This window comes from Neobacillus mesonae, assembly GCF_001636315.1.
Taxonomy (GTDB): domain Bacteria; phylum Bacillota; class Bacilli; order Bacillales; family Cytobacillaceae; genus Neobacillus; species Neobacillus mesonae.
Genome location: NZ_KV440949.1, coordinates 443,720 through 464,167 on the forward strand (window position 1 = coordinate 443,720; position 20,448 = coordinate 464,167).

At 39.5% G+C, this 20,448-nt stretch carries 26 protein-coding genes, 2 tRNA genes and 1 other annotated feature; of the genes, 13 read left to right on the plus strand and 15 right to left on the minus strand.

The window, feature by feature from the left end; all coding sequences use genetic code 11:
* Positions 1-6: 6 nt before the first annotated feature.
* Genes trpA through trpE form a run of 7 tightly spaced genes read right to left on the minus strand, consistent with a single transcriptional unit; the run spans position 7 to position 6,402 of the window.
* The gene (trpA, locus tag A6749_RS02100) at positions 7-792 is read right to left on the minus strand and encodes a tryptophan synthase subunit alpha (protein WP_066400662.1); all 786 of its coding nucleotides are present in this window, start codon (positions 790-792) and stop codon (positions 7-9) included.
* Positions 792-1,994 carry a tryptophan synthase subunit beta gene (gene trpB / locus A6749_RS02105; RefSeq protein ID WP_066384481.1) on the minus strand — a complete coding sequence of 401 codons (1,203 nt, stop codon included), beginning with the start codon at positions 1,992-1,994 and terminating at the stop codon, positions 792-794. Before trpB ends, trpA begins: the two co-directional genes overlap by 1 nt.
* Entirely contained in the window at positions 1,991-2,617 is a 627-nt protein-coding gene (locus A6749_RS02110; protein ID WP_066384484.1) for a phosphoribosylanthranilate isomerase, read from the minus strand. Before A6749_RS02110 ends, trpB begins: the two co-directional genes overlap by 4 nt.
* Positions 2,614-3,405 (minus strand): indole-3-glycerol phosphate synthase TrpC, encoded by a 792-nt coding sequence (gene trpC / locus A6749_RS02115; RefSeq protein WP_066384487.1) that lies wholly within the window; start codon positions 3,403-3,405, stop codon positions 2,614-2,616. The genes A6749_RS02110 and trpC overlap by 4 nt, the downstream gene beginning before the upstream one ends.
* Positions 3,406-4,431 (minus strand): anthranilate phosphoribosyltransferase, encoded by a 1,026-nt coding sequence (gene trpD / locus A6749_RS02120; protein ID WP_066384489.1) that lies wholly within the window; start codon positions 4,429-4,431, stop codon positions 3,406-3,408.
* Complete coding sequence (locus A6749_RS02125; protein ID WP_066384492.1) at positions 4,403-5,014, minus strand: anthranilate synthase component II; 612 nt, start codon at positions 5,012-5,014, stop codon at positions 4,403-4,405. Before A6749_RS02125 ends, trpD begins: the two co-directional genes overlap by 29 nt.
* The gene (gene trpE / locus A6749_RS02130) at positions 5,011-6,402 is read right to left on the minus strand and encodes an anthranilate synthase component I (protein WP_066384502.1); all 1,392 of its coding nucleotides are present in this window, start codon (positions 6,400-6,402) and stop codon (positions 5,011-5,013) included. The genes A6749_RS02125 and trpE overlap by 4 nt, the downstream gene beginning before the upstream one ends.
* Before the next feature lie 117 nt (positions 6,403-6,519).
* Positions 6,520-6,772 (minus strand) — a binding site (T-box leader).
* Positions 6,773-6,951: 179 nt separating this feature from the next.
* Here trpE and A6749_RS02135 point away from each other — a divergent pair.
* The 4 genes from A6749_RS02135 (at position 6,952) to A6749_RS02150 (ending at position 8,954) form a co-directional block, all read left to right on the plus strand.
* Positions 6,952-8,229 carry an MFS transporter gene (locus tag A6749_RS02135; RefSeq protein WP_066384505.1) on the plus strand — a complete coding sequence of 426 codons (1,278 nt, stop codon included), beginning with the start codon at positions 6,952-6,954 and terminating at the stop codon, positions 8,227-8,229.
* 166 nt (positions 8,230-8,395) lie between these two features.
* Positions 8,396-8,469: transfer RNA gene (locus A6749_RS02140), tRNA-Gly, on the plus strand.
* A 7-nt stretch (positions 8,470-8,476) separates the two neighbouring features.
* A tRNA-Ser gene (locus tag A6749_RS02145) sits at positions 8,477-8,568 on the plus strand.
* Between the two features lie 92 nt (positions 8,569-8,660).
* Positions 8,661-8,954: a DUF6509 family protein gene (locus A6749_RS02150; protein WP_066384508.1), complete on the plus strand. Its 294-nt coding sequence runs from the start codon at positions 8,661-8,663 to the stop codon at positions 8,952-8,954.
* A gap of 55 nt (positions 8,955-9,009) precedes the next feature.
* Here the strand turns inward: A6749_RS02150 and A6749_RS02155 are convergent, their stop codons facing one another.
* The 3 genes from A6749_RS02155 to ku all read right to left on the minus strand — a co-directional run bounded on the left by A6749_RS02155 (position 9,010) and on the right by ku (position 10,559).
* On the minus strand, positions 9,010-9,210 hold the full coding sequence (locus A6749_RS02155; protein ID WP_066384510.1) for a cold-shock protein: 201 nt from the start codon (positions 9,208-9,210) through the stop codon (positions 9,010-9,012).
* A 75-nt stretch (positions 9,211-9,285) separates the two neighbouring features.
* On the minus strand, positions 9,286-9,486 hold the full coding sequence (locus A6749_RS02160; RefSeq protein WP_066384513.1) for a cold-shock protein: 201 nt from the start codon (positions 9,484-9,486) through the stop codon (positions 9,286-9,288).
* A gap of 200 nt (positions 9,487-9,686) precedes the next feature.
* Entirely contained in the window at positions 9,687-10,559 is an 873-nt protein-coding gene (ku, locus tag A6749_RS02165; RefSeq protein ID WP_066400673.1) for a non-homologous end joining protein Ku, read from the minus strand.
* Between the two features lie 125 nt (positions 10,560-10,684).
* Between ku and A6749_RS02170 the strand changes: the two genes are divergently transcribed.
* Entirely contained in the window at positions 10,685-12,529 is a 1,845-nt protein-coding gene (locus tag A6749_RS02170) for a DNA ligase D (protein WP_066384515.1), read from the plus strand.
* 10 nt (positions 12,530-12,539) lie between these two features.
* On the opposite strand, the gene dapF is transcribed toward A6749_RS02170, so the two are convergent.
* From dapF to A6749_RS02185, 3 genes are all read right to left on the minus strand, one after another.
* Positions 12,540-13,523, minus strand: coding sequence for a diaminopimelate epimerase (gene dapF / locus A6749_RS02175; protein WP_066384517.1), 984 nt, complete (start codon positions 13,521-13,523; stop codon positions 12,540-12,542).
* 66 nt (positions 13,524-13,589) lie between these two features.
* Complete coding sequence (locus A6749_RS02180; RefSeq protein WP_066384536.1) at positions 13,590-14,381, minus strand: hypothetical protein; 792 nt, start codon at positions 14,379-14,381, stop codon at positions 13,590-13,592.
* Between the two features lie 154 nt (positions 14,382-14,535).
* Positions 14,536-14,859, minus strand: coding sequence for a DUF4870 domain-containing protein (locus A6749_RS02185; RefSeq protein WP_066384539.1), 324 nt, complete (start codon positions 14,857-14,859; stop codon positions 14,536-14,538).
* A gap of 163 nt (positions 14,860-15,022) precedes the next feature.
* On the opposite strand from A6749_RS02185, the gene A6749_RS02190 reads away from it, so the two are divergent.
* Together A6749_RS02190 and A6749_RS02195 are read left to right on the plus strand one after the other, a co-directional pair.
* Positions 15,023-16,150, plus strand: a complete 1,128-nt coding sequence (locus A6749_RS02190) for an amidohydrolase (RefSeq protein WP_066384547.1) — start codon at positions 15,023-15,025, stop codon at positions 16,148-16,150.
* A 306-nt stretch (positions 16,151-16,456) separates the two neighbouring features.
* A complete protein-coding gene (locus tag A6749_RS02195; protein ID WP_066384551.1) occupies positions 16,457-17,014 on the plus strand; it encodes a GNAT family N-acetyltransferase in 558 nt (185 codons plus the stop codon).
* A 40-nt stretch (positions 17,015-17,054) separates the two neighbouring features.
* Here the strand turns inward: A6749_RS02195 and A6749_RS28545 are convergent, their stop codons facing one another.
* Positions 17,055-17,213, minus strand: a complete 159-nt coding sequence (locus tag A6749_RS28545; protein ID WP_164745677.1) for a hypothetical protein — start codon at positions 17,211-17,213, stop codon at positions 17,055-17,057.
* Positions 17,214-17,313: 100 nt separating this feature from the next.
* On the minus strand, positions 17,314-18,087 hold the full coding sequence (locus A6749_RS02200) for an SDR family oxidoreductase (RefSeq protein WP_127487818.1): 774 nt from the start codon (positions 18,085-18,087) through the stop codon (positions 17,314-17,316).
* Positions 18,088-18,298: 211 nt separating this feature from the next.
* Between A6749_RS02200 and A6749_RS02205 the strand changes: the two genes are divergently transcribed.
* The 6 genes from A6749_RS02205 to A6749_RS28780 all read left to right on the plus strand — a co-directional run bounded on the left by A6749_RS02205 (position 18,299) and on the right by A6749_RS28780 (position 20,438).
* Entirely contained in the window at positions 18,299-18,541 is a 243-nt protein-coding gene (locus A6749_RS02205) for a spore germination protein (RefSeq protein WP_066384562.1), read from the plus strand.
* Between the two features lie 24 nt (positions 18,542-18,565).
* Positions 18,566-18,808 carry a spore germination protein gene (locus tag A6749_RS02210; protein ID WP_066384573.1) on the plus strand — a complete coding sequence of 81 codons (243 nt, stop codon included), beginning with the start codon at positions 18,566-18,568 and terminating at the stop codon, positions 18,806-18,808.
* A gap of 27 nt (positions 18,809-18,835) precedes the next feature.
* Complete coding sequence (locus A6749_RS02215; RefSeq protein WP_066384576.1) at positions 18,836-19,309, plus strand: spore coat protein; 474 nt, start codon at positions 18,836-18,838, stop codon at positions 19,307-19,309.
* 74 nt (positions 19,310-19,383) lie between these two features.
* A complete protein-coding gene (locus A6749_RS02220; protein ID WP_066384579.1) occupies positions 19,384-19,854 on the plus strand; it encodes an Hsp20/alpha crystallin family protein in 471 nt (156 codons plus the stop codon).
* A 12-nt stretch (positions 19,855-19,866) separates the two neighbouring features.
* The gene (locus A6749_RS02225; RefSeq protein WP_066384583.1) at positions 19,867-20,073 is read left to right on the plus strand and encodes a hypothetical protein; all 207 of its coding nucleotides are present in this window, start codon (positions 19,867-19,869) and stop codon (positions 20,071-20,073) included.
* A 119-nt stretch (positions 20,074-20,192) separates the two neighbouring features.
* Positions 20,193-20,438 carry a DNA alkylation repair protein gene (locus A6749_RS28780; RefSeq protein ID WP_066384588.1) on the plus strand — a complete coding sequence of 82 codons (246 nt, stop codon included), beginning with the start codon at positions 20,193-20,195 and terminating at the stop codon, positions 20,436-20,438.
* Positions 20,439-20,448: the final 10 nt, after the last annotated feature.

A 20,448-nucleotide genomic window follows, 5' to 3' on the forward strand; every position in this document is an offset into this window, starting at 1 on the left:
TCAGTATTATGCCATGTTGGATTTTTGTTTAAAAATGGACATTAAATCTTCCATTTCCTGCAAATTATTTTTAGAAAATAATTCAACAATTTTACTGCCGGCGACAACACCGTCACAATATTTTGTCAAATCTTGCATTTGTTCTTGACTAGATATTCCAAATCCCGCTAATACTGGGATTGGACTAACCTCCTTAACTGCTTTTAAATAGGCATAGAGGTCACCATCAAATTCATTTCTTACCCCAGTGATTCCTTTGACAGTCACCGTATATAAAAATCCATTCCCTTTAGCAGCAATCTGTTTAATGCGCTCAATTGGTGTTGTTAGCGTTACAAGCCGAATCAGCTCAATTTCGGCTGCTTCAAGCTCTGGTGCAATTAGTGCCTCTTCTTCTAAAGGCATATCTGGAATTATGCAGCCATCTACACCTGCATTTTGAATATCTTCCACAAAGCTAGAAATACCATAGGCATAAATAGGATTAAGATATGTCATAAGAATAATCGGGATATTAACCGACGACCTTGCCTCGGCAATTTTAGCTACTATGTCCTTTAACGTTGTTCCATTTTTCAACGCTCTGATTCCTGCTTGCTGGATGGTTGGGCCATCAGCAACCGGGTCGGAAAATGGCACCCCAACTTCAATTGCAGCTGCACCAAACTGTTCAAGCAGTACCAATCTTTCTGGCAAACAATCCAAACCGCCATCTCCTGCCATGATATATGGAACGAATGCCTTTGAACCATTTTTGTTTAATAATTGAAATGTTTTTTCAATGCGGTTCATCATTTGTTTCCTCCTTTAAGCCTTGCCCTTACAGCATCAACGTCCTTGTCTCCCCGTCCTGACAGACATACGACAAGATTTTTCGAAGGTCCAAGCTTTGCTGCCAGTTTAACTGCAAACGCAACGGCATGGGAGCTTTCCAGCGCTGGAATAATTCCTTCTAGTTTAGACAATAACTGAAAGGCATCTAGCGCCTCTTGATCGGTAATTGAATGATATTGAGCACGACCAATCTCCTTTAAATAACTATGCTCCGGGCCGACTCCTGGATAATCAAGACCTGCAGACACGGAGTGGGCTTCTTGAATCTGACCGTCCTCATTTTGCAGCACATACATTAAGGCTCCGTGAAGAACACCCGGTTTTCCTTTGGTTAATGACGCTGCATGAAATGGAGTATCAACTCCTTGTCCAGCTGCCTCAACACCATAAAGCTCTACTTCGTTCTCTTCAATAAACGGATAGAACATTCCCATCGCATTGCTGCCGCCGCCGATACATGCGACCACCGCATCTGGAAGAGATGGATTCCTATCTAAAAATTGTTTTTTTGTCTCCTTTCCAATGACACTTTGAAAATCTCTAACGATCATTGGGAAAGGGTGTGGACCGGATACCGAACCTAATAAATAATGGGTATCTTCAACATGTGCCACCCAGTATCTTAAAGCTTCGTTAACAGCATCCTTTAATGTCGCGCTTCCAGATGTTACACTTACAACCTTAGCACCTAATAATTCCATCCTGAATACATTCAGCGCCTGTCGTTTGATATCTTCTTCTCCCATAAAAATAACACAGTCTAAATTCAACAAAGCACAAACCGTCGCAGTCGCCACACCATGCTGGCCAGCACCGGTTTCAGCAACGATTTTTCTTTTGCCCATGCGTACTGCGAGCAGCGCCTGGCCAATCGCATTATTAATTTTATGTGCACCCGTGTGGTTTAAATCTTCCCGCTTTAAATAAATATTGGCCCCGCCGGCATATTTGGTTAAGTTTTCAGCGAAATATAACGGCGTCTCTCTTCCAACATATTCCTTAAGCAATCGCTCAAATTCAGCTTTAAATTCCGGGTCCAGTTTCGCCTTTTCGTAAGCATCGGCCAGTTCAGTAATTGCCTTCATTAAAGTTTCCGGTACAAATCTTCCCCCGAATTTGCCAAAATGGCCTGTTTGATTCGGCAACGTATAAGCGGTCATTTCATTTCTCCTCCTACTGCGATTCCTTTAGCCTTCGCTATAAATGCTTTGATTTTTTCAAGGTCTTTTACCCCATTACTTTCAACCCCGGAGCTTACATCGACCATATAAGGCTTGATGATTCTAATTGCCTGTTCCACATTATCAATATGGAGCCCGCCAGCAAGAATGATTTTCTTATTGGCCAGCAAATTTGTATTTACTTCATGCCAATCAAACACCGTTCCATTTCCGCCCCGGTATTTCCCCTTTGGACTATCTAGCAAAATATAATCTGCCGGAAAATCTCCGATATTTGCTAACTGCTCATTCCCCTGAAAACTGACCGCTTTAATCACCGGATATGACAGTGATTGGCTATATTCGGCAGTCTCATCGCCGTGCAATTGTATATGGGTTAGACCTGCGAATGATGCAATTCTATCAATTTCCTCATGGGTTTCGTTTACAAATACACCGACTTTATAAACATCAGGGGGAAGACTTTTAGCAATTTCTTTAGCCAGCTCCACAGAAACTCGCCGCTTGCTTTCTGCAAAAACTAAGCCAATTGCGTCAGCCCCATAATGAACGGCTTGAATCCCTGTGTTCACATCTGTTATTCCGCAAATTTTTACTTTCATTTCTTTACACCTTCTACTAACGGCAATTTAAATCCTTTAAGGGTTTCGCCAATACTGCTACTTTTCATAAAAGCTTCACCGACTAAAATTCCGTTTGCACCCGCATCCCGTACGCGTTCAACATCCAGCGGCTGGTGAAGTCCGCTTTCACTAATTAAAAATGCACCCGCGCTTTTAACAATCGCAGCTAATTTTTCCGTTACTTCTAGTGAAACATTGAAGGTTTTTAAATCACGGTTATTTACCCCAATCAGTTTGGCACCTGTTTTTAGAGCTGTTTCTAATTCCTCCTGATTATGGACCTCCATCAAAACCTCTAACCCGGATTGAGTTGCATATTGATATAAATCTTGCAGTTCTTCTTCCTTCAATGCCGCAACGATTAACAGCACCAAATCAGCACCATAGCCTTTCGCCTGGTCAATTTGCAGCCGATCGATAATAAAATCTTTACAAAGAATTGGCAGCTGGACCGCTTCCCGGACAGCCGTCAAATCTGCGAAAGCCCCTTTAAAAAAGGTTTGATCCGTAAGAACCGAGATTGCGCTGGCACCGTTTTTTTCATATATAACTGCTTGTTCAGCCGGTACAGCCGTGCTATTAATCATCCCTTTGGATGGTGATGCACGCTTGAATTCTGCAATAATTGCTAATTCCTCAGCATTTTGGAGCGTTTCAATGAAAGACCTCGCCTTAAAATGGGATACAGGTATATCGTTTAAATGTTCACGAAGAAGTTTTACCTCTACCTTCTTCTGTTCAATGATTTGATCTAAGATGGTTCCCATTTATATTGCCTCCTTCTGAACTGCATTGGATTTTTCAATTAATGTCGTCAGCCTGTTATAGGCTTTACCTGAATCAATAATTTCGGCTGCAATCCTTATTCCGGCTTCAATGCTATCTGCTTTGTCAGCCGTAAAAATACCAATTCCGGCATTCAGCAATACAGTATCCCGGTACGCACCTTTTTTCCCACGTAACACTTCGAGTAAAATTCCTGCATTATCTTTCGCTTCCCCACCTCTAATAGCACTGTTATCATAGCGCGGCAGATTAACTTCTTCTGGAGTAAACGTTGTATGAGAAATGATCCCGTTCTCTAGAATCGCAAGATGATTTTCCCCTTGCAGCGAGGCTTCATCCATGAAACCTGCTCCATTTACAATGACCGCCTTTTTTCTACCGAGCTGCTTAAGCACTTCAGCAAACACGGTTAAAAGATCGCGGCGGTATACCCCAAGGAGCTGATAATCAAGTTCAATTGGGTTTGTCAGCGGCCCGATAAAGTTAAAAATCGTTGGAATTTTAAGCTCCCTTCTTACGGTCGTTACCTTTTTTAATTTCGGATGGACATGAGGGGCGAATAAGAAAGCAATCCCAATTTCTTCAATTAATTCTTCAATTGCATCCGGGCTTAAGTTTAAATTCACGCCTAAATATTCAAGAACATCAGCACTCCCGGTTTTACTGGAGATACTGCGATTACCATGCTTCGCAACGGGAATTCCGGCACCTGCCAATACAAAAGCTGACGTTGTGCTGACGTTAAAGCTGGACGATCCATCCCCGCCAGTACCGCAATTATCAAGGGCGTTCGGCAGCCTCTTATTAAATCGCAATGTATTTCCCTTTAATGCCTTAACAATCCCGACAATTTCATCAACGGTTTCCCCTTTTGATTTAAGTCCCATTAAAAAGGCGGCAATTTCGGATTCCGAAACCTCTTCACCTAAAATGTAATCTACCGCTTCCTTCATTTGATTTTCTGAAAAAGATCTATGCTCAGCTAACTGGAGTAAATAACTCTTCATCTTTTCTCGTCCTTTCTATCTCAGCTAAAAAATTTCTCAACATTTGCTTTCCTTCAGGTGTACCAATTGATTCCGGATGAAACTGCAGCCCGTAGACAAGGTGGTGTATATGTTTAACCGCCATAATTTCATGATCATCCGTTGAATGAGCCGTACATTCGAGCTCGGATGGTAAACTGTCCTTGTCAATCGTTAAGGAATGATAGCGCATCACCTCTATTGGGGAGGTAAGGTTAGCGAATACACCGCGGCTGTTATGGCTGATGTTCGATATTTTCCCATGTTTAATGGTTTTTGCAGTCCGGATTTCACCGCCAAATGCAGCTCCGATTGCCTGGTGCCCAAGACAAATACCTAAAATCGGGATTTTTTGATAAAAGCGTTGAATAACTTCTAAACAAATTCCAGCATCCTCTGGCCTGCCGGGCCCAGGTGATAAAATGATCGCTTTCGGTTTCAATCTGTCAATTTCTTCAATCGTTATTTGATTATTCCGGTGGACAGCTGCTTTTTCGCCAATTTCACCCAAATATTGATACAGGTTAAATGTAAAGGAATCGAAATTATCAATCAGTAAAATCATTTTGCCTCCCTCCCTTCTAGAAACGATTTTAATTTATTCGACGTTTCTTCATATTCAGACTCGGGATGGGAGTCAAACACAATTCCGGCACCTGCTTGAATGTAAGCTGTTCCTTCCTTTAAAATCATCGTCCGGATTGCCAGAGCAAAATCAATATTCCCGTTTGCAGATACATAACCAACCGCACCGGAATACAGACCGCGTTTGGAAGCTTCTAATTTATTGATGATTTCCATTGCCCTGACCTTCGGTGCACCTGATACTGTACCTGCTGGGAGGCAGGCAGCCAGCGCATCAAGTGCGGTTTTATCAGGATGAAGCTGTCCGCTGATTTCCGATACGAGGTGCATCACATGGCGGAACTTTTCAACCGCCATATACTTATCCACATAAACCGAACCGAATTCACAAACCTTTCCAAGATCATTTCTGCCAAGATCCACCAGCATTTTATGCTCGGCAAGCTCTTTTTCATCATGAAGTAAATCGGTTTCAAGCGCTAAATCTTCGGAAGCTGTTTTTCCTCGTTTTCTCGTTCCTGCGATGGGGTTGGCAATCACAGCTTTTCCTTTTGTTTTAATTAAACTTTCTGGTGAAGAACCAATCACATTATAAGCACCGAAATCAATGTAAAACATATACGGCGTTGGATTATGGGAACGATGCTTTCGGTAAAGTGACAGCGGGGAGCCTTGAAATTCTGATTTCATTCTCCTTGACAGCACCACTTGGAAAATATCCCCTGCGAGAATATGCTCCTTTGCAGTGTCAACATTTTTGATGAAGGTTTCCCTCGTAGTTTCCGATTCAAATCCGCTAAAGGAGAAGGGCTCATCTTCTTTAAAATCATATGTTTTTTTCAGTTCCGCTTCTCTCTGCTTTATTTTCTGTTCAATTTTGCTCATATCACTATCTGCAAACGGGACCCCGCAAATGAATACTTTTTCCGCGGGATGATCATAAACTATTACCTCTTCATAAAACATTAAATGCACATCAGGCATTTCCAATCCGTTAGGATACTCTTTGCCGATTTCCTCATATTCCCTAATGATGTCATAGCCAACATAGCCAACCGCACCACCAATAAATGGGAATTGCAAATCTTCGAGATCCCTTCCCGGAAGCAGACCATGTAATACATCTAATGGATTTCCTTTAATTGTCCTGTTGTCACCGCTTTGCCCGATAATGGTATTGTTATCTCCGTAGGAAATTAGCTCAAACGCGGGATCAGCTCCGATGAAGGAATAACGACCCGAGTGGTTAAATTTATTTGAGCTTTCCAATAAAAATTTCTTTACCCCGCTAATCTTTTGCAAAATTGAAATCGGGGTAAGGACATCTCCACTAATCTCACTGACTAAAAAGTCTGTTTTGGTTTCCATTTCTCTGCTCCTCTCAACTAAAAGCATCAGCACCTATAGTCAAATTCAAACTGTCAAGATGCTAAAGCGGACTAAAAAAAAAATTCGTCCTCCAGATGCATAACAAATGTTATGCATCTGGAGGACGAATCTTAGATCCGTGGTGCCACCTTCATTAGCTAAAAATCAGCTCACTTTACCGGTATCAGAGAAAAAATTTAATACCTGTCTCATATAACGATGAGAGTTCGCCAAAGCCTACTGAATCAAATGGAATTGTTCGGTTTGGAGGCTCGGAAGTCCATTCACCAATACATCTTCACTGATTTGCACCAACCATCAGCTCTCTTTAGAATTTGTAAAGACTACTCCTCTTCGTCAAAGCCAAAACAATTATTTAATTGATTTTTATCTTAATCATTTCACAATCACCTGTCAAGTGGTTTTTGGAAAATTCTAAATGGATAAGCAATTTTTATCTTCATTTTAGGATTTTTCTACCACGGTAATTTTGTAGCTGTCAGTAAATATTAACTATATAAATATTTAGAAGGCGGGATAGGAAGACAAATGGAACATATTGAGCAATTATGGAAAAACCAAAATGCTGCAAAAAACAAAAAGGCCAAGTCAGGCCAAAAAGGTTCCAGTGAAATTTCCAGCCAAAAATGGGCAATCCTTTCATTATCATCTATTCCTTTAGTCATGACGTTAGGAAATTCTATGTTAATCCCTGTACTGCCCTCGATGGAAAAAGAACTATCAATCAGCGCGTTTCAATCAAGCATGGTTATCACGGTATATTCTATTGTGGCTATCATACTCATTCCAATTGCAGGATATTTATCTGATCATATCGGCAGAAAAAAAGTTATTGTCCCTAGTCTTATTATTGCGGGTATTGGCGGCTTGATTTCGGGGTGGGCAGCCTGGAAACTCGAGAACGCTTATTGGGTTATTTTGGCAGGGAGAGCCCTTCAAGGGGTAGGTGCGGCTGGAGCATTCCCGATTGTTCTACCGCTTGTGGGAGATATGTTCAAAAATGAAGATGACGTAAGTACCTGTTTAGGACTTATCGAAACCTCCAATACCTTTGGCAAAGTATTAAGCCCCATTTTCGGTGCGATACTAGCAGGATTTATGTGGTTTTTACCTTTTCTTGCATTCCCAATTTTTTGTGCCATATCTGTTTTGATGATGGCTTTTCTTGTGAAATCGCCAAAAAGCTCGCAAAAGCCGATGCCTTTCAAGGATTTTTTTACCGGAATTAAAAAAACGTTTAAGGAAAAAGGGCGCTGGCTCTATGCTATATTTTTTGTCGGCGGGATTCTTATGCTTGTTCTGTTTGGAATATTATTTTATCTGTCTGAGGTATTTGAAACAGAGTATGGAATTAAGGATATTAAAAAGGGATTTTTTTTAGCCTTGCCGCTTGGCGCGTTATGTTTAGCCTCGTTTATTAGCGGGAAAGTCATTAAAAAGAATAAAGTATTAATGAAGTGGTTGACATTTGGCGGAATTCTTGCGGCGGCACTCTCAATTGCAGCCTTATGGTTTTCGATTAAGCTATGGTACATGATCAGCATGTTTGTCATTAGCGGAATAGGAATTGGCATCGGACTCCCATGTCTCGACTCCTTAATTACGGATGGAGTTGAAAAGAAAGAACGGGGAACGATTACAAGCTTTTATACTTCGATGCGGTTTATCGGTGTTGCGGCAGGGCCGCCAATAATTGCTCTGTTAATGAACTATTCTAATCATTTGATTTTCATTATCATGAGCAGCATTAGTATTTTAGCAGCGATTATCACACTATTTGCCATTAAACCACAGGCAAAAGGATGATCAATAAAAAAGAGCTGAGTGCGTAAAAAATTCGTATCTCAGCTCTTTTTTATATTTTGCTTTTAAACAAAAATACCGCCATGTGGTGAATCCCGTTGACACAATGTTTTCTCTTCCACATTTACAATTATTATGTTATAATAATTATCGTCCCAAGCCAAACATTGCGGGTGTGGTTTAATGGTAGAATTTCAGCTTCCCAAGCTGACGGCGGGGGTTCGATTCCCCTCACCCGCTCCATGTTGTTGGAGAAGTACCCAAGTGGTTATAAGGGGGCGCACTCGAAATGCGTTAGGGCGGGCGACCGTCGCGTGAGTTCGAATCTCACCTTCTCCGCCATATACATAACAAATCAACGCCAGAATCTTCTGGCGTTTTTTATATAATACTTTATGTGTATAATAACAATAACTAACAAAATGAGTTAAAGGATGATTGACTTGAATATCAAAAGTTATACGGTAGAAAAATTAGAAGATCCATTTGGACTGCTGTCCGGAGACCGCTATGAATTCTTTCTTGATCTCGATATAGATGAAGAGGATGAACTTTTTTCAGAGAAAGGGGTTGGCTTAAGGGTGCTGTTTGTTGCTGAAGGGGAACAGACAAAAATCGTCAGCTATCATTTTTTTGAACAAGGAAGCGAGAAAGTGTTCGACTTTGCCCTTGAGGATGATGAGGAAGAGGAAATTCTTCAATTTTGTAAGGAACATTTGGCGGAATAATAAACAGGGGTTGGTCCTAACTTCCACTAAGAAGTAAAGACCAACCCTCTGTTTTTTAAAAGTGCTTACTATGATTTTGAATTACCTGTAATTCTTTAGTTGTTTGACTCATTTCACTATTGCAAATAGGGCATCGGGGTACATCACTGCTTTTAAAGTTATCGCGAATCCAGCATTTACAATCAGATGAATTACAAACCCAAATTTTTGTTTCCTCTAATTTGATTTCCTCTTCATTTCTTCTACCAAATGCCAATTCTCTTCCCCCTTGATACTATTATAGATAAAAAGGTGATGCTAAACCTTGCATCACCTTTTTGTTAACAAAAGATTAAACTGCTTGAACGTTTGCAGCTTGTGGTCCACGAGCGCCTTCAACGATTTCAAAGGAAACCGCTTGACCCTCTTCTAATGTTTTGAAACCTTCTGATTGAATAGCAGAGAAGTGAACGAATACATCTTGACCGCCTTCAGCCTCAATAAATCCAAAACCTTTTTCTGCATTAAACCATTTTACTTTACCGTTTTTCATGGATCTTACCCCCAACATTTTGTTCACTTTAAAGTTAATCTTACATTTCAATTAAAAAGCCGTAATTACACGCTGGGCAATAGACATCACCCACATAAATCGTGCAGTTACGGCTACTCTTTCTAAAATATCAATCGAACTTAAAGCGTAATTTCATTATATTGCATGAATTGCAATTTGTCAAGCCATTTCCAAATTACTCAGGCTTCTTTCTTTACCTTTGCAGGCGCCTTTTTCCTTGGTGCTGCCGCTTTTTTGGGGGCAGCAGCCAACTTAGGTGACGCAGCTGCCGTTTTTGGCTTCGTCCTGTCAATTGAAGCCTGTAGTGCTGCCATTAAATCCGTCACATTCGAGGCTGCCGGCTCTTTCATTGCGGCTGTTACCGTTTCTTTACCTTGGCGTTTTGATTCAATTAATTCCAGCAGCGCCGTCCTGTATTCATCATTATATTTTTCAGGCTCAAATTCGGTTGTTAACTGGTCAATTAACAAAATCGCTGTATCAAGTTCCTTTTTGGTTACTTTATCCTCTGCTGGAACATTTGGTACGTCCCCTGCTTTTCGAACCTCATCCGGATAATGAATCGTCTCCATTATCAATGTATTTTCATATACCCGGATTACCGCCATCTGTTCTTTTGAACGGATAACAATCTTAGCCAGACCTACTTTTTCTGTTTCTTCAAGCGCTTTGCGTAACAATGAATAAGCCTTTCCCCCACCTTCATTTGGGGACATATAATAGCTGCGGTCGAAGTATATCGGATCAATTTCCTCCATTTTTACAAAATCAATAATTTCCACAGCCTTATCTTCATTTTCTTTTTTTAACTTTTCAAGATCATCGTTTTCGAGAACCACAAATTTCCCTTTTGTATACTCGTATGCCTTTACGATATCCTCTGGCTTTACTTCCTCCTCACAAACAGAGCAAACCTTTTCATATTTAATCGGGGCATGGCATTTATTATGCAGCGTTCTCAGCTTGATATCCTTGTCTTCTGTTGCTGTATGAAGCTTAATGGGGATATTAACAAGGCCAAAGCTGATGCTCCCCTTCCACATTGTATGCATAAATAATTCTCCAATCTTTTTGCTAATAGTGTGTGAATTGACGACCTTAACATACTTAAAAACATCTGGAAAAGAATGAACTGCTGCAGTTAAACGCAAAGTAATAGAAAAAGGGGAATTACATGATGAAACCAATGCTTCCAACCCTTACCTTTGACATTCCAGTTCGGCCAGGCTGGGGTTATGAGGTGAAATATGATGGCTTCCGGGCAATATTGGATTGGGATTCAAATGGGATTAAATTAACCAGCCGTAACGGTAAATCGTTATTACCGCAATTCCCGGAAATAGAAACGTTTTTAATCCAGCAGGAAGCCAAATTCAAACCTTTTTTACCGCTTCAGCTTGATGGTGAATTAGTTTCGCTGGAGAATCCATATAAAGCAAATTTTTCTGCAATCCAAGTGCGAGGTCGCCTAAAAGCCGTAAAAAAAATCAATGAACAAGCTGTAAATTCGCCGTGCCGCCTGATGGTATTTGATCTTCTTAAATTGGCAGGAAAACCTTTACATTCCCTTTCTTTTGAAAAACGAAAACAGAAGCTGATGGAATTATTTCAAACACTGGAACTCGATCTCACAGCAAATACTTCCAACCAACAATTATTGCAGCTTGTAATGGCAGATGATAATTTTAATGCTATATGGGAAAAAATCGTATTATTCGATGGGGAAGGAATTGTTGCTAAGAGTAGGGAGAGTCTATGGGAGGAAGGGAAACGCTCCTTACAATGGTTAAAATATAAAAATTGGAAATATGTAAGCTGTTTTGTCACTTCTTTTGATAAAACAAATGGTTATTTTTATATCGGGGTTTACAATGGAAATAAAATCCACGGAATCGGTCAGGTGCTTTTCGGCTTTAAATCGGAGGAAAAGCAGGCATTGGGGCAAATTATCAGACAAAACATGGTAAGTGAGGACCAGCAGTTTGTTTATGTCGAGCCTGCCATCTGCCTTGAGGTCAAATATTTGGAGCTTTATGACAATCAGCTGCGGGAACCCCATTTTGACCGCTTCCGCTTCGACTTGCAGCCGGAGGAATGCACTTACAATAAATTCATGTTTGCCCAGAAAAACTTACCGAAAAACTTAGAAATCACCCACCCAGACAAACCGCTGTGGGACAAGCAGAACATTCTAAAGGCGGATTATATCCTTTATTTACGGGAGGTATCACCCTATATCCTGCCATTTTTAAAAAATCGCTTATTAACCGTCATTCGTTATCCACACGGAATGTTTGGGGAAGCATTCTATCAAAAAAACTGTCCGGATTATGCCCCTGATTTTGTTGAAACGATGCTTGCGGATGGAATTAATTATATTCTTTGTAATAATCTCAAAACACTTATTTGGCTTGGTAACCAGCTGGCAATAGAATTCCATGTACCGTTTCATACGATTGATAGCAAAGGCCCAAGTGAAATTGTGTTTGACCTGGACCCTCCGTCGAAAGAACATTTCCATTTGGCTGTTAAGGCAGCCATATTAATTAAAGAGGTTCTGGACCAGTTGAATTTAATCGGATTTATCAAAACATCCGGAAATAAAGGCCTGCAGATTTACCTCCCGCTGCCGGAGAATGAATTCACTTATGATGATACAAGGTTGTTCACAAGTTTTATCGCAGAATACTTAATATCCAAAGACCCTGATTCATTTACGATTGAACGGATGAAGAAAAATCGCGGCAACAGACTTTACGTCGATTATGTCCAGCACGGTGAAGGGAAGACGATCATTGCCCCATATTCGTTAAGAGGTAATGAGCATGGCGGAGCGGCTACACCGTTATATTGGGACGAGGTCGATGAAAAGCTTGATCCTAAAACATTCACCATGCTACATGCGTTACAACGCCTTAAGCAATTAGGGGACCCTTTCCGCAGCTATTTTCAAACAAAAGAAAAACAGCCCTTTGCCCCAGTTCTTGAAATATTAAAGAAAGGTACAGCAAAAAAAGGATAAGGAGAACCCCTTATCCTTTCATGTTATCTTTTATAAATTGCTGCACCTCTGACTGAAGCTTTTCATATGCAATCTGTTCTGTATATTCATTTTGTGCCGTTACTTCAAATGTGCCTGCCTTTAGGTCAATACTAACGTTTGCATTAAATAAGTAAGTGGCATTTCCAATTAAATCAATTTGAAATTCCTTATCCAGCTGATGAACAACACATTGAACCTTTCCGCCATTATTATACACATCAATGACCGACTCAAATTCATTCAGCCCCTGCATACAGGTTACAAGTGATGAAGCCGACATGGCCGTGCCGCAGGCATTTGTGAATCCAACGCCCCTCTCAAATGTTTTTACATAAATGGAACCTTTTCCAAGCTGGTTGACAAAACTCACATTGACTCCGTCAGGGAACAGTTCATTAGGGCCATTCACTTTTTCACTTAACTTTTGCTGAATATCGCTTTGTAATGTTTCGACATCAACCATAGTGATTAAATGCGGATTAGGAACAGCAAGAGCCGTAAATCTTAAATCATCTGACAGCTCATAAATTTTCTCATTATATAATGTTGGTTTATTTAACTTCAGCGGCAAAGCTTTTAAATCAAATAGGACAGGTGATATTTCTACTTGATAAGTATGAACCTGTGAAAAAAGCTCTGGCTGCTTGCTTACTTTTAAATCAGCCTTCATCGTCTCAACAAAGGCTTCATTTTTCCCAAGCAGTTCACATAAGTAGCGTGCCACTATACGCAAACCATTTCCGCACATCGAAGCTTCCGAGCCGTCTGCATTAAAGACCCGCATTCTTCCATCAGCACGTTCGCTTTTTATGACAAAAAGAATACCGTCAGCACCAAGCTTCGATTCTCTATCGCATAATAGCTTAGCTAGTTCTGCCCGTTCTAATTCCGTAAATGTATAGCCATGGGTGATTTCATCAATTAACAGAAAATCGTTGCCAGACCCATGACCTTTTATCATCTTAATCTCCACTAATAAAACCCCCGCAAAACAAAAATATACAATTATCATACCAAACAATTTTGCTGAGGGAAACTTCTACCTCTCGATGAAAAATTCATTTATTAAAAATGACATCCTAAGGAGTTTTTCTTGTTCTGATAGATTCGCATCAAATGATAAAACCGGTGTGTTCGGTTCTGGAAATAATGGACTCCATTCAACGGGCATCCAGCCCCTTCTCAGACGGCTGACCTGCTGATTATATTGATCGATTATTTTTACATCCATAAACGTTCCGGAGCCCTCCACAAACCCGATTAATGTTCCTTTCGTGTCATACAATTCCTCCCTGCTTTTTAACCAATTCAGCCTCGTTTTTTTTAAAAACCCTAAACGGTTTCTCTTTTTATCGTATACTTCAATTGTGATCTCTCGTTTCCTTTTTACGCCAAAGCAGGCAATTGCCTCATTTTTTGAATTATATAACACATATAACATAGAAAACTTTAGCTTTCGTAACCCTTTTAAGCGGTATCTTTTAATGCTTCCTGCTAATTGTCCGTCTGGAAAATAAAGCAGCACCTGTGGTGATTGTGCATTATGGAACAGCACTAGTAAATGTCTTGCGGAAAAGAGCGATTGGTCACCGTTTACGGGCTTCAAGGATGATAGGTTCCTATTAATTGTGATGGATTGCCTTTTCCGAAAAAGATAGAGTTGAAAGCATATAAAACTATAAAGAAAAAATGGAACAGTTAGAACAAAAACCGCCTCGTTATGCAAATAAGATAAATTTGCGGCGGTCATTAAAATAATCGGTAATAACGCTGCCAAACTGCCATTTAAGCTAAGGTTTGCAGCATCTTGGTAGTAATCATTTATTTTCATAGGAAAAACTCCTTATCAAATCCTCTAATACTAGTTTATTTAAAACACTAATAAAAAATGATAGAAGTTTTTTTGTTTATAAATTGAAATAGAAGATTCCTTCGCCCCATAAAAATATCCCGGCAAATTCATACCGGGATACCTAAAAAAACAGTTATTTAATTAACCTAAAAATCAACGGGAACTGATATTCTTCTCCCTCATATGCTTTGATTGCCGCAATGATAGTAAACACAAATAACATGATCCCCAAGGCAGCAAGTGCTACAAAACCAATCAGAATAATAGTTAATAAACTGCTAATAAATAAATATACTGTATAGGAAATGAAAAAGTTAAAATATTCCTTTCCGTGATAATCGATAAAGGACGATTCCTCCCGCTTAATTAACCATATAATAAGCGGACCAAGGACAGGTGCAAAAAAACTAAGCACGTACATTAATGCCGCCAGCATTTTTTCTTCACTTTTTACCATATGCCTTTTCCTCCATTGGAATTTTTTTATTCCTTCACTATTATTTACGTATCACTACGTCAAATGTTTCATACTATTTAACATGAATTTTCCATCTTTTCCTTACCCACAAATGCTGATAAAATGGATAAAATACTATTTTCACATGTAGAAAGGTTTAAATATGACAAAGATACTGTTGAAAAATGCCGTGATCTATCCGATTACCTCTAGTCCCTTGCCATCCTTTGATATTCAAATTGAAAATGGACAGATTGTTAGAATAGGGAAAAATATTCCCGCAGGTGCCGGCCATAAAATTATTGATTGCACAGGCGGCTACCTATTTCCGGGCTTTATTGATGTTCATACCCATTTGGGCCTTTATGATGAAGGTACCGGCTGGGCAGGCGATGATGCAAATGAGACAGCCGAGGCGTTAACGCCCCATATCCGTGCCATTGACGGAGTCTATCCGTTGGATCCTGCTTTCAATGATGCGGTTAAAAGCGGTGTGACTACCGCTCATGTTATGCCTGGCAGTGCTAATATTATTGGCGGGACAACTTCGGTGATTAAGACAACAGGGAAAAATATTAAAAAAATGATTGTTCAAGACATCGCTGGCTTAAAAATTGCGTTAGGTGAAAATCCAAAAAGAATTCACAGCCAAGGGAAAAACGATTCCATTACAAGAATGGGGATTATGGGAATGCTTCGGGAAGCATTTTATCAGGCGATTAATGCCGATAATCCCGATGATCTGAGAATCAGTCCGCTTGTAATGGCGCTAAAAAGGGAAATTCCCGTCAGAATTCATGCTCACCGTGCCGATGATATTATTACAGCGTTAAGATTGGCGGAAGAGTTTAACCTTGATTTGCGGATTGAGCATTGTACCGAGGGTCACTTGATCGCCAGCGAGCTATCAGGGATCAATCTGAAGGTTTCTGTTGGTCCGACATTGACAAGAAGATCCAAGGTGGAATTAAAGAATAAAACTTGGAAAACCTATCAAATTCTTTCGCAGCATGATATTGAAGTGTCTATTACCACCGACCATCCTTATACACCGATTCAATATTTAAATATTTGTGCAAGTTTAGCCGTCAAAGAAGGACTCTCCGAACAAAAGGCACTAGAAGGAATTACCATTCTTCCCGCTCGAAACTTGAAAATTGATCATCTTGTCGGAAGCATTGAAGCAGGAAAGCAGGCTGATTTGGTTTTATGGAGCCATCATCCTTTTCATTACTTAGCAAAGCCTTACTGGACGATGATAGGTGGAGAAATAGTCTATAAAGAAGGATAGAATTTTGTAGAAAAATGGAAAAAAATTTAGATAAAATTCGCTAAAAAAACTATTTTCTTTTAGCTTTTTTTCTTGTATGATACTTTTTGAAGAAACTTTTTTGTAGGATAATTTTTGGGGGTTTTATAAACTGCTTCGCTTTAACAACAAAAATGATATAGGGAAGGCAAATGGTGCGCCACCAGTTTACTGGTTCTAGTGGGTTCGATTCCCACCCCGAAATTTTTTACGTTACTTTTATAAAAAATTTCGAGGGTGGACCGCTAATCTCTTATGGGTGCGGAATGCCCTAATGGAGGGATACGCATGCTCAAGAAACGTGATCTTCACGATTCTCATGTACTTTATGAATTAATGACGCATCCGGATGTCTTCCCTTTTGTACGTCAAAAGGCAGCTTCTTACGATGAATTTTTATTTATGACTAAGCAGACCATTGAAGCTGAAGAACGCGGGGAACTCATCTCCCGCACCATTCTTGATGAATGGGGTTCGCCAATCGGCACCATCAGCTTGTTTGATATTGAAAACGGGGCGGGATTTCTAGGTACCTGGCTCGGTAAACCATACCACGGGAAGGGCTATAACAACATTGCGAAGGGTGCCTTTTTCCAAGAGCTCTTTTATGAAATAGGTATTGAGACAGTTTTTATGCGGATTCGCAAGGTCAATATCCGCTCCAGAAAAGCCGCAGAAAAACTTCCTTATGTGGTAAATGCAAATGAAACGCGTCGAGCTATTTATCAACAATTAAATTCCGCTGGAGACATTTACGATTTGTACGAAATTCCCAAGGATTTGTATACATTTCATTTACTTCGAAACGGTTCTGTACAATCCGATTCTCAATTACTGGAAGCATAAAAAGCAATCGGCTAATCCGATTGCTTTTTTTAAATACTATTTATTCAATAACGCTTTGCTCAATCCCGCCATCTAATTCACTCATACCCATCTGGAGCAAAAATTCCTCTAATTCCTCATTTGTTAATGTTTCGAAACGGCCATCTTGATAAAGGACTTGAGTTTGATTAGGATTAATTCGGTTTAAATTAAAACTCATTTCTCTTTGCTCCTTTCATTGAAGATATCATTATTATCCTCAAACGAAAGAAGTTTCATACAAGAAAATCAAATTGTTCAAAAAATTGTAAAAAGGCTTGCTACTGTTTATATACCTTTCCTAATACATCCATACCGCCTGTTACAGGAATAATACTGCCAGTAATGAAATCAGATTGCTCATCTACCAGAAAGCCGATTACCCGAGCTATGTCTTCTCCAGTACCCTCCCTTTCATTTTGGTTTCTTCCAGTAAAGGTCGCTCTTGATTCTTGAATGTTTCTTTCCTTCCATTCATTTGTAATATCTCCTGGGGAAACCATATTAGCAGTGATTCCATATTCCGCTTCTTCAATTGCGATGGTTCTGGTCAGGGAAGCGAGTCCTGTCTTTGCTGCGGCGAATGCGGAACGATACACCCAGCCTGGTGCTGATTCTACCCGATCAAACCCCATGGTAATAATTCTTCCCCAATTTTGCTTGCGCATGACAGGGATCACCAGCTTTGATAAATAAAACACGGACGTTAAATTTCCATTCAACAAATAATTCCACTCCTCAAAGGAGTAGTCAGTCATTTTTTTTCTTTCATGTATATAAGGACCGGCATTATGAATTAAGACATCCACTGATTCGAAGGATGAAAGTGTTTCTTCCACAATCCGCTCACATTCCTCCTGACGGGCAATATCACCTTGAACAGCAATACTGCGAATGCCATAGCATTCCTCTACGTACTGAGCTAATGAAACAGCTTCGGATTCACTATTACGATAATTAATAGCGATTTGATACCCCTTCTCCGCCAGATGAATCACGGTCTTTTTCCCTATACCAGCTGCCCCCCCCGTAATCAAAGCAGTTTTTTTATTCACAAACATTACCCCTCTAAGTGTAAAATTTTCCTCTTTATTTCATGTTAAAAAGAATTCTTCATATATGCAAATATTTTGGTGTCAAATTTGGTGTCAGGCACCATGTGAAAAATTCACATTCTTTTGCTTACCGCTTGTTTGGATAAAGATTTAATAACGAATGGGCTTTGAATTGCATAGGATGTGATATCAAAGAAAAGGATGTGACAGCATGCAGACTGTTATCAATATTTTTAGCTTTAAAATTAACAGTGTTTCTACTAATGGGTCTGTCAACATCGGAGAAGCACTTCATAATGCACATACCGCTAATTCAAAATCACAAGGTAAAAATACTTCTTATGGAGATTATGCACCGCCGAATGCGGCGATGGAAAATGTCTTCATTGATCCGGATGTCAATGATATGGGAGATATAGCGAATCCGTCAAATGTTTATTCCAATCCCATATAACATATAAAGGACTGAAAAAATAACATGCCCTTTCAAATTAATATTTTTAATATCAAAACAAACGCCATTAATAATAACGGAAATATCGATTTCGGCCCCATCATACAAAACTCACATACATCAAATACAAAACTAATTGGTACGAACATGGCTTTTGGAGACCTATCCCCAGCAACTTCCGGTCATATTAATAATTATGTTGATTTTGATGTAAGCGAGTTAGACCAAATTGCCAACCCTTCTTTACCGAATTTAAATCAAATTTAACTTCTCTGTTCGAAAGGATGAAAAAGAATGTTCCCATGGAATATATTCCCTTTTAATAAAGATATGAAAGATACAATGCAAAAAATGAAGCCAGGGGAAATTGATAAATATGTTCAAGATATCATTTCTAAAGCGCTGCCTGATAATATGAGAGGAATGATGAACCCGCAAGAGATGTTTAATGGTTTTCAATCCTCCACTCAGCAGCAGGCAGCAACTGGCAGTTTAAACTCTACTGCCTATGAGACACATGATTATGTCTTCGTTAGAATCCCAATTAAAGATGAAGAATGGTTAAAGAAACTTAGGCTTTACCACACATCTAATCAATTAATCCTAGAACATATACCAGAAAAAGATGATAAACATACGATTACCTTGCCTGCCATTGTTAAGAAGAAGGGAGCTGCCGCAAACTATAAAGACGGTATTCTTGAAGTGAAGATCCCTAAAAATATTGATATGCAGTTCTCGCAAATTGATGTAACCGAAATCATGTAACAAGACTATTTTTTTGCATGTTTTGCCTTCCCTTTAATAAGATGAAGTAATGGTTCATGCAGGGAGTGATAAATATGGAGATTGATAAGTTAAAAAAGTGGATGGATGCTGCGCAAAGTTTTCAAACGGAGGCATTTTGGAATACCATATTCGACAACCCCAAAAAGAATTCATCCTCTACTTTAAACGTTAACCCCTTTATGGCTGCTGACTTTTTTCCAAAATGCGATTTATACGAATTTGGCCATGAATTAATAGCCGAAATTGAGCTCCCGGGATTAAACAAGGAACAATTTAAGCTCTCCATTCAGGAACAAATGATTACCATTTCCGGAGAATTAAAATCGTTCAAGCAAAAGCGCAAATATTTTCTAAAAGAACGGGCAAGCCGATCCTTTAAAAAGGAAATAGCACTTCCCTACCCTATTATTATCGAAAAAGTAAAAAATGAAATTCATAATGGAATTCTAATGATTACCATGCCTATAAACCAGGATGAGATCGAAACCATTCCAATCAACTTTAATCACAATCCATCTGAATAGGGGAAAATTAAAATGAAGATTGGAAAATTGATTATTAACAACGGAGGTATGGCCATTAACTTTGGAGAGCTTGGAATTAAAGAGTTAACCGGATCAATTAATATCGGAACTACCTATGAAGGCGAGTGTTCTGAAAAAATAAAGGCTAAAATCAAAGAAAAATTAGCGGGCAAAATTAAGGATCCCTCCCCCTTCGGAAAGAGCTGTAGGACAGAATAAACCTGTCCTATTTTTATTTATAAAAGGAGACTAAACTGCACAAATCAAATGTTACATATTTCCTCTCCTGTTTGTAAAAAATAGTCTTAACCGTTATTTGAAAGGAGATAAATATGTCTATGTCTACTCCCTATCGTTGTCCTAATTGCAAAACGAACCGAAGCCGTTTCAATATGATTCAACAGGTTTCGCATTCCGTAAAACTCGATCCGCAAACCGGGGACGTCATTAAAGAATATAATTTAACCGAATTGGAACCTTTCCATCACCCTTATACAGGGCCCGAGTTTCGAATTCAATGCGGAACATGTGGTTTAATAGAAGATGAACGCACCTTTATTAAATTTGGGGAACAGCCCATATGATGTTAAAACA